Genomic DNA, 12,197 nt, shown 5'->3' with positions numbered 1-12,197 from the left:
CCTCCCCACGATCGATAAAATCCAGCAAAAATGAAATAGCGGTTCAATTTTGTGAGTCCGCTCACTCAGTGCCGGGAATAAAAGCAGTTACTCTTCATCCAGACGTCGCACTCGTGGCTTTAAAAAGCCTAATAACAATAAGTTATCTCTACCCTCGTGTAATGCGGGAGGACCCTGTGCAACCTGAAAACATTCATCTGGATAATCCCCTGACAAGCCGGGAAGAGGTGCTACGGCTGGTCAACGATATGCTGAACGCGGTGGCGCCTTACTTTAAAAACGACGCCAGCCGCATTGATTTAGCGAACTTTACCGCTCACTACGGCCAGCAGGTCGCGAGCATGGAAACGTTTTCCCGTCTCCTGTGGGGCGTGACGCCGTTGTTGGCTGGCGGCAGTGAGCCGCAACACTTCTCCTTTTATTTACAGGCGATAAAAAACGGAACCAATCCGCAGCATGCCGATTACTGGGGTGACGTCGCGCCTTACGATCAGCGAATCGTCGAGATGGCGGCCTACGGGCTGCTGCTGGCGCTGGCTGGCGATACCGTACTGGCACACTTCTCTGAGACCGAGAAAGTGAATTTATGGCGCTGGCTAAAGCAGTGCGAGACCCAGGAGATCCCTGATAACAACTGGCACTTCTTTCCGATTCTGGTGCAGGTCGGCTTCCATTATTGTGGCATGCCGACCAACCCGCAGGCGCTGGAGGACCATTTTGCTGCCATGGAGCACTACTACCTCGGCGATGGCTGGTACGCCGATGGTCCGGGCCGGCCGCGCGACTATTACATCTCGATGGGCTTCCATTTCTATGGCTTGATTTACGCCAGGCTCATGGCCGATGTCGATCCAAAGCGTTGTGCAACGCTGCGTCACCGGGCCGCGCGTTTCTCCTCTGACTTCATCCATTTCTTCGCCGAAGACGGCGCGGCGATCCCGTTTGGCCGTAGCCTGACCTACCGCTTTGCCGAGGCGGCGTTCTGGAGTGCGGCGGCCTTCGCCGGGCTGGAGGTCTTTTCGCCTGGGGTGATTAAGGGCATCGTTCTGCGCCATCTGCGCTGGTGGCTGAAGCAGCCGATGTTCGACCGCGACGGCGTACTGAGTGTCGGTTACAGCTACCCGAATCTGGCGATGGCGGAAGACTACAACGCACCGGGTTCGCCGTACTGGGGCCTGAAGACCCTGCTGGTGCTGGCATTAGATGAGGGCGATGCCTTCTGGCAGGCGGCAGAGCTGCCGCTGCCGCCGCTGCCCGTGCAGCACACGATAGCCCACGCGGATCAGGTGGTGGTGCGTCAGGCCGATCACTTGTGGATGCTGACTTCCGGCCAGCTGGAGCTGAACAACTTCGTCAATACCGAAGCGAAATACTGCAAATTTGCCTATTCCACCCGCTTTGGCTTCACCATCGAACGCGGGCGCTACGGCCTGAACCACGCCGCGCCCGATTCGATGCTGCTGCTGTCTGAAAAGGATAACTACTGGCGCGGCCGCCGCGAATGCCAGCATGTGGTCACCGCAAACGGCACCATTTACAGCCTCTGGCTGCCGTGGCGCGATGTGGTGATTGAGAGCTGGCTGCTGGCGCTGGGCGACTGGCAGCTGCGCGTCCATCGTATCAATACCCGGCGCGCGCTGGATTGCGCGGAGGGGGGCTTTAGCCTGGCGAACCGCCCGCAGCCGCAGGTACACGAGAGCGACAGCGCCTGTTGGTTACGCAATACCCAGGATGTATCAGCCATTTTCTGTCTGCATCCGCACGCCCACCGTGGCGAGACGGTGTTGACGCCGCCAAACAGTAATCTGTTGTTCGCCGAGCGCGCGGCGGTGCCGCTGCTGCGCGGCGAACTCGACCCCGGTAAGCATGTGTTGATAAGCGCGGTGTGGGCGGGAAATGCCGCCGACTTCGATCCGCAACGCTGCCCACAGGCCATCATTAGCGATGACGCGGTACGCTTCGTGACGGCACGACAAGAAACGACGCTCGTTCTGGCCCAGGAGGCATCGCTATGAGCACATCATCGTCCGTACGCGCCGCACAGTACAAAATGAGTACCTTTATTTTCCTTTACTTCTTCACGTGGTCATCCAGCTTTGGCCTGTACGCCCTGTGGCTGAGCCAGAAAGTGGGCCTGGATAGCATCACCATCGGCAGCGTGTTCGCCATCAATGGCGTCTTCGCGGTGGTTCTGAAGCCGGTGTACGGCTACATCATGGACAAAATCGGCATGAGCAAGTGGCTGCTCTATTTTGTCTGCACCATTTCTGCGCTGATGGCGCCGTTCTTCGCGCTGGTGTATCAGCCGCTGCTGCAAAGCCATGCGATGGCGGGGATTATCATCGGCGCGCTGTATCTGAGCCTGGGCTGGTACGCCGGCGTGGCGGCTTCTGAATCTTATGCCGACCGATTTAGCCGCCTGTACGGGCTGGAGTTTGGCCGCATCAGAATGTGGGGTTCGCTGGGCTGGGCGATGGCGGCTTCGGTCTCCGGGCTGTTGTTTAACTTCACGCCGCTGGCCAACTTTCTGCTCAGCAGCGGTACCTCGGTACTGATGCTGCTGGTGCTGATTAGCCTTAAAATCGGCGATGAGCAGCTGCGCAATAACAGCGTCATCTCCGCCAATAAGATCGTTTTTGCCGATGTGCTGATGCTGCTGAAAAACCGCAAATTCTGGATGTTCAGCCTCTACGTCGCCGGGGTGGCGTGGATGATGTTTATTGCCGAACAGCAGTTCCCGCGCTACTTCGTATCGTTCTTCGCCACCAAAGAGCAGGGAAATGCCTGGTACGGCTACCTGAGCACCGTCCAGTCGGGGATGGAGTTCGTAATGATGATGTTTATCCCGTGGCTGGTGAACCACTACGGCGCTAAGCGCGGCCTGCTGTTCTGCGGCTGCGTGGTAGGAGCACGGCTGATCGCCTCCGGACTGACCAGCGACCCGATTGTTATCTCCATCATCAAACCGTTTTATGGCGTCGAGATCGCGCTGCTGCTGATATCGGTCTTCAAATACATCGCCGAACATTTCCATCGTCGGGTTAACGCCACGATGTACCTGCTGGGCTACCAGGCGATGATTTACGTTGGCTCGATTGTGGTCGCTCCGCCTGCCGGGTATCTGTACGACAAGATAGGCTTTGAGCATACCTATCTGCTGATGGGCTGCTGCGCCCTGATATTTACGCTGATTTCCGCCTTTACGCTGTCGCGCTGCCAGTCGACGCGCGATTCCTCACGCCCCTTTGCTCCGGCTTTAGAGACCGCCCCGGTTGAACCGGCCAAACATTAATTCAGGAGTTGTTATGACCAAATCTGTTATCACCGAAGCGCTGCGGCCAATCGAACTGCATCAGGTCGATCGCCTGGCGCTGAGCCAGAAGCTGGAAGCGGCCTTAACCCGCGTAACGCGCAAGATCGACAACAATATTGTCGCCTTCGGCGATAAGTTCCCCGGCGAAGCCTGTGAGAATGGGGTCTGGCCGCGCACCGATAACGTGGAGTGGACCACCAGCTTTTGGCCTGGCCAGCTGTGGCTGGCCTGGGAGATGACCGGCAAAGCGCATTATCGCGAAGCTGCTGAGCGCTATTTACCGTCGTTCGCCAGGCGCATTGAGCAGCGTATCGACACCGCAACGCACGATCTCGGGTTCCTCTATTCGCTCTCCTGCATCAGCGCCTGGCGGCTCACCGGCAACGAAGCCGCTCGCCAGTCGGCGCTGCTGGCTGCCGAGCGCCTGATGGAGCGTTTTAACCCGACGGCCAACATTATTCAGGCGTGGGGTGATTTAAACGACCCGGAGCAGCAGGGGCGAATGATCATCGACTGCAATATGAACCTGCCGCTGCTGTACTGGGCCAGCGAACAGACCGGGGATCCGCGCTATGCGCACGCGGCGACGGCTCACGCCGGACAGGCCGCGAACTATATCGTGCGTGAAGATGCCTCGACGTATCACACCTACTATATGGATGTGCAGACCGGTGCGCCGCGCTTTGGTAACACCCATCAGGGCTACAGCGATACCTCGTGCTGGTCGCGCGGCCAGGCGTGGGGCATTTACGGCTTTCTGCTCAGCTATCAGCATACCGGCGATAAGCAGATGGTTGAGCTGTCACGCAGCCTGGCGCATTACTTCCTCAACCGTCTGCCGGAAGATGATGTTTGCCACTGGGATCTGGCCCTGCTCGGTACCGACGCCGTGCGCGACAGTTCAGCGGCGGCGATTGCCGCCTGTGGTCTGCTGGAGCTGGTCAAGGCGCTGCCGACGCTCGACGCAAACCGTGCGTATTATGAAGAGATGGCGCTGCGCATTGCGCTGTCGCTGACCGATAACTACCTTGCTCGTGACGACGATCCGACCGAAGGGCTGCTGCAGCACTCGGTTTATCATATGGGCAGCGGTAAGGGCGTCGATCAGTGCTGTAGCTGGGGGGACTATTTCTATCTTGAGCTGCTGGCGCGGCTGCGACAGATTTGGCATCCGTACTGGTAACCCTTAAGCCATGGAGAGCAAGATGAAAAGCGTAGCCGTGCTATTAGCCCCCGGTTTTGAAGAGGGGGAAGCGATTGTCACTATCGATATCCTGCGCCGCCTGAATATTACGGTGCAGACGATTGCCTGCGGCGAAAGTCGCGACGTGGTGAGCTATCACGCCATCTCAATGGTGGCGGATAGCACCCTGAAGGCCAGCGTTGATCAGACCTTTGACGCCGTGGTGTTACCGGGCGGCCCGGAAGGCGGCGTTAACATGAGGAAAAGCGCGGAGGCGATCGCCTTCATTCGGCGGCATGATGAAGCGGGCAAATATATCTGCCCGATTTGCTCCGCCGCCGCCCGCGTGCTGAGCGGCAACGGACTGCTCAAGGGGCGTCGCTATGTCTGTTCCGGCGATTTGTGGAAAACCGTCAGCGATGGCATGTACGTTGATGCCGACGTGGTGGAAGACGGCAATCTGCTGAGTGGCCGCGGGCTGGGTAACGTATTTGATTTCGCCTTTACCCTGGCGGCGCGATTACAGGGCGATGAGACATTGGCGCGCGAGCAGGCCAGTCATATTAATTACCCCTTATCCGGACAACTTGTTTGAAAAACCTCCGGCTATGCCGGAGGCTATTTATTTCGTTTTACAGCCCGATCACCAGCTCCCCGGAATGACTCCGCGAACAGCATAGCGCCACATGCTGATTTACCGCGCTTTTTTCCGCTTCCGACTGCACGCTATCCCGGTGATCCACCACGCCGTCAATCACCGGCGTCAGGCAGGCGCCGCAGATCCCCATTTCGCAGGATAGCGGTACGTCCACGCCGTTTGCCTGTAACACCTGGGCGATAGTTTTATCCGCTGGCACCGGCCAGCGCTCGCTGGTGGAGGCCAGTTTGACCGTAAAAATTTCACCCGTTTCACCGCAGGAGAGGGGGGCAACAGGCTGGAACGCCTCGCTGTGAAGTTGGGCGTCCTCCCAACCCTTCGCCGTCGCGACCTCCCGCACTTTTTCCATGAATCCTGCCGGACCGCAGATCCAGGCGTGAAACCCCGCTTCGGCCGCCGGGAGATGATCTGCCAGCGCTGTGCGCGGGCTGGCGGTATGAATGATGCACTCAGCAAACGGCGAGAGTTCGCGCGCAAACGCCGCGCTTTCGCGGTTTCTGACGTAATAGTGCAGCGTAAACGGTGTTCCGGACGCCTTCAGTTGCAGAGCCATCGCATACAGCGGCGTAATACCAATCCCTGCCGCCAGCAGCAAAATCCGTTCTGCCGGAAGAAGCGGAAACAGATTGCGCGGGGCAGAGATCAATAATTTCTGTCCGGGACGCAGCGTATCGTGCACATAGCGGGACCCGCCGCGCGAGGCGGTTTCCCGGCCCACACAGATTAGATAGCTCGCGCTTTCGTGTGCTCCGGTCAGGGAATACTGACGAATCAGCCCACAGGGCAGGTGCACGTCAATATGCGCCCCGGGCTGCCATGCCGGCAGCGCTTCGCCGTTTTCAGCCACCAGCCTGACGGCGAGACTTTTATCCCCTTCACGCCATATCCCGTCAACAATCACGCTCAACATATCGGCCTCCATCAGACCAGGAAAAACTCGCCAAAACCCATTTTTTTCAGTCCCCGGCGGTAGGCAATCGAGCTTTTATCCGCCGGAATATGGGCTTCAAGGGTCAGGTCCAGCGGCAGGCTTTCCGGGCGCTGGGTTTCGACCATCAGACGATCCTCTTCAAAAATGCGCAGATTGAAGGCATGCACATCCTCCACCGGAATATGCAGGTCAAAGTTGCGCGCTATAGGGGCGAACATGCGGGTGACGCGTGATGACACGGGCGACGCTGCATTCATGATCACCAGCCTCGATTCTCCCGGAAAATGAATCGTCAGGGTGGCGGTAAACGGCAGATGCATTTCAAAATGGCGCAACCACTGGAACCCTTCCGGCGCCTGCACGTCCGAGCTGGCGGGATAGTTGCTGACTGAACTCCAGTAATCCGCCACGAAGCCGAACGGCGTCTCCTGCGGCTGATAGGCGGGTACAAGCTGATTATTGGGATCGGCAAAGGTATCAGTGTGGATCCAGGCAAAGTGCGCCACGTCCAGAAAACCCTCCACCTGGCGACCGGCGAAACCGTTCACCTCAAACGCCGGGCAGTTGATCTGCTGAAATCCGTCGTCATCCCAGTGCGGCATGGTGGGCAGCGGCGCAGGATTGTCCGGGTCAAACGCCAGGCAGGTCCAGATCAACCCAAAGCGTTCCTCCACGGCGTAGTTAATCAGGTTCAGCTTCGCCGGAACGGGTTGGTCGGGGCTGGACGGAATGCGGTTACAGCGCCCGTCTTCCCCAAAGCGTAAACCGTGGTAAGGGCAGATAATCCCGTGCTCATCATGAAAGCCCAGCGTCAGCGGCACACCCCGGTGAGGACAAACATCCCGGGCGACCACAACCTGATCGTTAATCCTGTAAATCACCAGTTGTTCATCGAGCAGGGTTGCTTTGACCGGCGCCGGGCCGATGTCGCAGGCACGGGCGACGGGGTGCCAGCATTTTGCCAGACGCAGCCAGTCCTCTGGCTCAAAGGTACAATGAGCGGGTGGAGTCGGTTCTCTTTTCATCGTTATCCCTCTTGTGTTCAGCCTAATGGTCCGCCCTGAATGGTGTCGCACAGACCCTTGATGATGCGCTCTCCGGTCTCCTCTTTGAGTTCCTGGTACCAGGCCTGTGTCAGCGTCATGTCTTTCCCGTGGGTGACGTCGCAGCGTTTGCGGGCTTTTAGTACCAGGTCACGAACCCGGTCGCAGCGCAGCGCTTCATACTGTCGCAGTGCCAGCATGATGTTATGGTTGTCACGCAGACAGTCCCCGAGCACCACCGCATCCTCCATGGCGGCGCAACCGCCCTGGCCGATATCCGGCGTGGTGCTGTGCCCGGCATCGCCGAGCAGCGCCACCTTGCCGCGTACCAGGCTGTCGAACGGTTCGATATCGTGAATTTCGATGCGGTTGGTCGTTTCAGGATCCAGCGCCGCGATGAGCTTCTGCACCGGCGGCGCCCAGCCGCGGAAGTAGCCGGTGAGATCGGCCCGCACCGTCGTGCGGTCTTCCGCCAGCCCGAGGGGAAGCGGAACATCAAAAAAGAAGTAGAAACGACCGCCGGAGACGGGCATCAGCGACACGCGCTTGCCTTCGCCCACGAAGGTTGTCCACTGGTGAGCGGGAGCAATCTCTTCATCAATCTTCACCAGCCCGTTCCAGTTAACGTAGCCCGCATAGCGGCGCTCGGGCGTATATCCCAGCACGTACGGACGAACCGCCGAGTGGCTGCCGTCGGCGGCAATCAGGAAATCCCCGGTTGCGGTAGTGCCATCGGTGAAGGTCACCGTGACGCCAGCGTCATCTTCACTGACATGTTCGACGCGCTTGCCAAACTGAACCTTGTCGCGCCCCCAGAAGTCCAGCATTTCGCGCTGGAGTTCAGCGCGCGAGACGGGGCAGGGACGCCCTCCGGTACGCTCAACCAGCGGGGCAAGGCTAAAGCGGGTCAGGGTCTCGCCGCGTCGGTAATCCTTGTAGGCCATAAAGCGCATCGGACCGCCGTAAGTCTCGATGATGTCGCCCATGCCGAGGTGCTGCATACATTTCACCCCATTAGGCCAGATGGAGATGGCCGCCCCGACGGGCCTGATCTCTTTTACGGCTTCAAACACGGTACAGTCGATGCCCGCTTTCTTCAGCGCGACGGCGGCGCTCAGGCCGCCAATACCCGCGCCAATGACGATTGCTCTCATGCTTCTCTCCTTTTGCAGGGTGTAATGAGAGTGAGCAATTTGCGTACCAGGCTGCAGAGCTGCGAAAAGGGCATTGTGAGAGGTGACGTTGCACTGCTAAGGTGCGCTGGCGCGGTAAAAGTGGCGCGATTTGTGCAACAGCCAGAAGGATTGTGATAAAGGAGCCACTATGATCGCACTGCACGACTTCAATCATCTTCCTGACAAAGATGCACTTGCGCTGCTACGCCCCTGCGTAGCCATTCTTGCCTGGGCCGAGGCGTTGGTTCGCGGGCGTCCTTACCCGAGCCGGGGGGCATTGTTCAATGCGGCCACGGCACAGGCGCAAACCTGGGATGATGCGGCGTTAGCGCAAGCCCTGAGCGCGCATCCGCGCATCGGGGAAAAACCCACCGGTTCACAGGCCGAGGCAGCGCTGTCCCGTCAGGAGCAGGGGGCGGTGAATGATCGCGACGCAACCCTTGCGCAGGCATTGCGCGAAGGCAATGCCCGTTATGAAGCCCGTTTCGGACGCGTATTTCTGATCCGCGCCAAAGGCCGCAGCGGGGAGGACATTTTACAGGCGCTGCATGCGCGGCTGGAGAACAGCGATGCGCAGGAAGTGCAGGTCGCGCTGGAACAGCTGCGGGAAATCACGCTACTACGGCTGGAAGGAGTCATAAACTAATGAGCACCTTAAGTACGCATATTCTGGATATTTCGACGGGAAAACCGGCACAGGGGGTGACGGTTCATCTGCAACAGGAAGGAAAAACGCTGGCTACGGACGTGACCAACGCGCAGGGGCGCATTACCACGTTCGTTCCCTTTCTGCCCGCAGGCCGTTATCGGCTGGTGGCGGAGATCGGCGATTGGTTTCGCGAAACTGGCCGCGACACCCTCTATCCCTGCGCGCAAATTGATTTTGTGACGGGAGGAACGGCAGAGGAGCACTTCCATCTGCCGTTTGTGATTGCGCCCGGTGGGTGGTCAACCTACCGGGGCAGTTGACCAGACCTGCTCGCCGTTGACCCAGGTCTCGCTGATATTGCGCTCGTCGCCCAGAGTCATCAGCACGAAAAGCTGCTCGTAGATATCTTTGCAGCGACGATTGCGCAGGCGTTGTAACGGCGTCACGTCAGGGTCGATCACGATGAAATCGGCTTCTTTACCCGGTGTGAAGTTGCCAATCTTGTCGTCCAGCCTGAGCGCGTGCGCGCCACCCAGCGTGGCGTGATAAAACGCTTCGCTGGCGCGCAGGCGGTAGCTCTGCAATTGACCCACTTTGTAGGCTTCCCCCAGGGTGCGCAGCATGCTGAAGGTGGTGCCTGCGCCGACGTCAGTGCCGATGCCCATCCGCACCTTGTGCTGCCAGCAGGCGGGCAGGCGAAACAGCCCGCTACCGAGAAACAGATTGGAGGTGGGGCAAAATGCGACAGCGGAGCCGGTATCATGCAGGCAGCGCCATTCGCTTTCATGCAGATGGATCCCGTGGGCAAACACACTGCGCTCGCCGGTCAGGCCGTAGTGGTGATACACATCCAGATAACGTTCGTGCTCTGGCCAGAGATCGCTCACCCAGGCCACTTCATTCGGGTTTTCGCTCAGATGGGTCTGCATCCACGTATCCGGAAACTCTTCTCTGAGTAAACTCACCGCCGCGAGCAGCTCGGGTGAAGACGTCGGTGCAAAACGCGGGGTAATGGCATACCCCAACCGTCCCCGGTGGTGCCAGCGCTGGATCAGCTCCCGCGTCTGCCGGTAGCTCTGTTTGGCGTCTTCGCTGAGATAGTCCGGGGTGTGCCTGTCCATCATCACCTTGCCGGCGATAAGGCGCATGTTGAGGCGCAGGGCTTCGGTAAACAGCGCCTCGACCGATTCGGGATGCAGCGTACAAAACACCAGCGCGGTAGTGGTGCCATGGCTCACCAGCTGGTTAATGAAAAATTCGGCAATCTCTTTCGCATACACCTCATCGGAAAACTGGCTCTCCACCGGGAAGGTGTAGGTGGTCAGCCACTCCAGTAGCTGCTCGCCAAACGCGCCGATCATCTCCGTTTGCGGATAATGGACGTGGGTATCGACAAAACCGGGCATCAGCAGTTTGCCGCGCAGGTCGGTGTAGCCTTTGTGAGGATCAAGATACTGCTCACCATCCTGCCACGCCATTTGCGCCTGAATTTTACCGTTCTGTATGAACAGCAGTCCGTCCTCAAGATAGCGTGCGTGTTGGGCGATAGCGTCTGCACTGTCGCAGACCTGGGCAATATCAAAAAATGCACCGCGGATCGCTGTCTGGTATTCCATCATGGTTCCTGCCTTTATGTTTGCGTAGCGGAGTCATGAGAATGAGCAAAAAGGGTGCCAGCTTGAGGAAGGCCGCAGGAAACCTGCGGCCAGAAGGAAGGGTTACTCTTTTTGCGTCGCCACGCGGGAGTTAAATTGCGGGGCAGCAGCCACTTCGCGCTCTTCTCGCGCCAGCCAGCGGTAGGTCACGCCGCCGAGGAAGACGCCGATGAACCAGCTAAAGTTCGCCACTTCGTGCAGGGCTGGGATGAAGCTTATCACCAGCCCTATGCCAACGGATGGAAGCAGCGCAGCGATGGCTTTCGGGTTAAAGCCGTTGCGATACCAGTATTTGCCTTTTGGCGTGTCGTCGAACAGATCGTCCACAGAGACTTTCCCGCGCTTAATCAGGTAGAAGTCCGCAATCAGAATACCGAACAGCGGGCCGATAAACGCCCCGAGCACGTCCAGGGTATAGTGGATAAGCTCCGGAGAGTTGAACAGGTTCCACGGAGTGAGCAGAATCGAACCAACGGCGGCAATCATCCCCCCGGTGCGGAAGCTGATTTTCTGCGGCGAGCAGTTAGAGAAATCAAACGCCGGGGAGACAAAGTTCGCCACGATGTTGATCCCGATGGTGGCGGTGATCATCGTCAGCAGACCGATGGCCACGGCCAGATCGTTGCCCACGCGGCTGACGGTTTCAATTGGGTCGGTGATCATGCGGCCAAACAGCGACTGGGTGCCGGAGACAATCACCACGGTAACGATGGAGAACAGCAGGAAGTTAAACGGCAGTCCCCAACGGTTTCCACGGCGAATTTCACCCATGTTTTTGCCGTAACGTGAGAAATCACCAAAGTTGAGCAGCGGGCCGGAGAAGTAAGAGACCACCAGCGCGGTCGCTGTGATCATCTGCCAGGTCTGCTCACCCGCGCTCAGGGATTTACTGGCAAGGGTAAAGGAGATCCCGTCGAACCCGGTCTTGTATACAATCCAGCCTGCCAGCGCCAGCATCACCACGTACACCGCCGGACCGGCGATATCAATAAAGCGCTTGATGGCGCTCATGCCGTGCCAGAAGACCATCGCCTGCAATACCCACATAATGGCAAAGCAGATCCAACCCAGGTGCGACAGACCCAGGAACGCGCCGGTGGTGAGCGAAGAGAGCGATGGCCAGAACTTCAGCGCCACCAGCATCAGGGCGTTGGCAGCCAGATAGGTCTGAATGCCGTACCACGCGAAGGCGATAAGCCCGCGGATCACCGCCGGAATGTTCGCCCCGAAGACACCAAATGCCTGACGGCTGATCACCGCATAGGGCACACCCGCCATCTGGCTCGGTTTGGCCACCAGGTTGGCGCACAGCTGCACAATGCAAATCCCCACCAGCAGGCAGAGCAACACCTGCCAGCTTGCCAGCCCGAGCGTAAAGAAGCTCGCGGCGACAACATAACCCCCCATGCTGTGAACGTCCGACATCCAGAAAGAAAAGATGTTGTACCAGCTCCAGTTCTGGTCACGCGTCGGTGCCAGATCCTCATTGCAAAGCCGTGGGCTGTAAACCGCACCGGAATCAGCGGCCGTACCTTGCTGCGTATTTTGTCTGTTTGGCATGAAACCTGCTCCTGTGAATGAAAACCCGTT

Annotated in this window: 11 protein-coding genes; 6 read left to right on the top strand and 5 right to left on the bottom strand. The window is 58.6% G+C overall.

Translation table 11 applies throughout. The features are described 5' to 3' along the window. The first annotated feature begins 176 nt into the window (after window positions 1-176). The 4 genes from WB237_RS08750 to WB237_RS08735 are packed head-to-tail and all read left to right on the top strand — an operon-like array spanning window position 177 to window position 5,091. Window positions 177-2,015, top strand: coding sequence for a DUF2264 domain-containing protein (locus tag WB237_RS08750; RefSeq protein WP_336212320.1), 1,839 nt, complete (start codon window positions 177-179; stop codon window positions 2,013-2,015). Then, on the top strand, window positions 2,012-3,292 hold the full coding sequence (locus WB237_RS08745) for an oligosaccharide MFS transporter (protein WP_336212318.1): 1,281 nt from the start codon (window positions 2,012-2,014) through the stop codon (window positions 3,290-3,292). Before WB237_RS08750 ends, WB237_RS08745 begins: the two co-directional genes overlap by 4 nt. 13 nt (window positions 3,293-3,305) lie before the next feature. Beyond that, the gene (locus tag WB237_RS08740; protein WP_336212316.1) at window positions 3,306-4,496 is read left to right on the top strand and encodes a glycoside hydrolase family 88 protein; all 1,191 of its coding nucleotides are present in this window, start codon (window positions 3,306-3,308) and stop codon (window positions 4,494-4,496) included. 22 nt (window positions 4,497-4,518) lie between these two features. Further along, window positions 4,519-5,091 (top strand): DJ-1/PfpI family protein, encoded by a 573-nt coding sequence (locus WB237_RS08735; protein WP_336212314.1) that lies wholly within the window; start codon window positions 4,519-4,521, stop codon window positions 5,089-5,091. A 37-nt stretch (window positions 5,092-5,128) separates the two neighbouring features. Here the strand turns inward: WB237_RS08735 and WB237_RS08730 are convergent, their stop codons facing one another. From WB237_RS08730 to hpxO, 3 genes are read right to left on the bottom strand one after another with little or no spacing between them, the layout of a single operon-like run. Further along, complete coding sequence (locus tag WB237_RS08730; RefSeq protein WP_336212312.1) at window positions 5,129-6,064, bottom strand: PDR/VanB family oxidoreductase; 936 nt, start codon at window positions 6,062-6,064, stop codon at window positions 5,129-5,131. A gap of 11 nt (window positions 6,065-6,075) precedes the next feature. Further along, a complete protein-coding gene (hpxD, locus tag WB237_RS08725; protein ID WP_336212310.1) occupies window positions 6,076-7,110 on the bottom strand; it encodes a molybdenum cofactor-independent xanthine hydroxylase subunit HpxD in 1,035 nt (344 codons plus the stop codon). 17 nt (window positions 7,111-7,127) lie between these two features. Next, window positions 7,128-8,282 carry an FAD-dependent urate hydroxylase HpxO gene (gene hpxO / locus WB237_RS08720; RefSeq protein ID WP_336212308.1) on the bottom strand — a complete coding sequence of 385 codons (1,155 nt, stop codon included), beginning with the start codon at window positions 8,280-8,282 and terminating at the stop codon, window positions 7,128-7,130. Window positions 8,283-8,451: 169 nt separating this feature from the next. On the opposite strand from hpxO, the gene uraD reads away from it, so the two are divergent. Together uraD and uraH are read left to right on the top strand one after the other, a co-directional pair. Next, window positions 8,452-8,949 carry a 2-oxo-4-hydroxy-4-carboxy-5-ureidoimidazoline decarboxylase gene (gene uraD, locus WB237_RS08715; protein WP_336212306.1) on the top strand — a complete coding sequence of 166 codons (498 nt, stop codon included), beginning with the start codon at window positions 8,452-8,454 and terminating at the stop codon, window positions 8,947-8,949. After that, a complete protein-coding gene (gene uraH, locus WB237_RS08710) occupies window positions 8,949-9,272 on the top strand; it encodes a hydroxyisourate hydrolase (protein WP_049008404.1) in 324 nt (107 codons plus the stop codon). Before uraD ends, uraH begins: the two co-directional genes overlap by 1 nt. Here the strand turns inward: uraH and guaD are convergent. Together guaD and WB237_RS08700 are read right to left on the bottom strand one after the other, a co-directional pair. Next, a complete protein-coding gene (guaD, locus tag WB237_RS08705) occupies window positions 9,252-10,568 on the bottom strand; it encodes a guanine deaminase (protein WP_336213538.1) in 1,317 nt (438 codons plus the stop codon). The genes uraH and guaD overlap by 21 nt on opposite strands. Window positions 10,569-10,670: 102 nt before the next feature. Further along, a complete protein-coding gene (locus WB237_RS08700) occupies window positions 10,671-12,167 on the bottom strand; it encodes an NCS1 family nucleobase:cation symporter-1 (protein ID WP_049008407.1) in 1,497 nt (498 codons plus the stop codon). Window positions 12,168-12,197: the final 30 nt, after the last annotated feature.

Origin of the sequence: Enterobacter sp. P82 (assembly GCF_037053385.1) — a bacterium.
Classification (GTDB): domain Bacteria; phylum Pseudomonadota; class Gammaproteobacteria; order Enterobacterales; family Enterobacteriaceae; genus Enterobacter.
Note: the sequence above shows the minus strand (reverse complement) of the source record. Positions and strands in the feature narration are given on the sequence as shown.

Coding starts and splice junctions, on each gene's coding strand:
- WB237_RS08745 (WP_336212318.1), top strand. CDS start 2,012: ATGAGCACATCATCGTCCGTACGCGCCGCACAGTACAAAATGAGTACC.
- WB237_RS08740 (WP_336212316.1), top strand. CDS start 3,306: ATGACCAAATCTGTTATCACCGAAGCGCTGCGGCCAATCGAACTGCAT.
- WB237_RS08735 (WP_336212314.1), top strand. CDS start 4,519: ATGAAAAGCGTAGCCGTGCTATTAGCCCCCGGTTTTGAAGAGGGGGAA.
- WB237_RS08730 (WP_336212312.1), bottom strand. CDS start 6,064: ATGTTGAGCGTGATTGTTGACGGGATATGGCGTGAAGGGGATAAAAGT.
- hpxD (WP_336212310.1), bottom strand. CDS start 7,110: ATGAAAAGAGAACCGACTCCACCCGCTCATTGTACCTTTGAGCCAGAG.
- hpxO (WP_336212308.1), bottom strand. CDS start 8,282: ATGAGAGCAATCGTCATTGGCGCGGGTATTGGCGGCCTGAGCGCCGCC.
- uraD (WP_336212306.1), top strand. CDS start 8,452: ATGATCGCACTGCACGACTTCAATCATCTTCCTGACAAAGATGCACTT.
- uraH (WP_049008404.1), top strand. CDS start 8,949: ATGAGCACCTTAAGTACGCATATTCTGGATATTTCGACGGGAAAACCG.
- guaD (WP_336213538.1), bottom strand. CDS start 10,568: ATGGAATACCAGACAGCGATCCGCGGTGCATTTTTTGATATTGCCCAG.
- WB237_RS08700 (WP_049008407.1), bottom strand. CDS start 12,167: ATGCCAAACAGACAAAATACGCAGCAAGGTACGGCCGCTGATTCCGGT.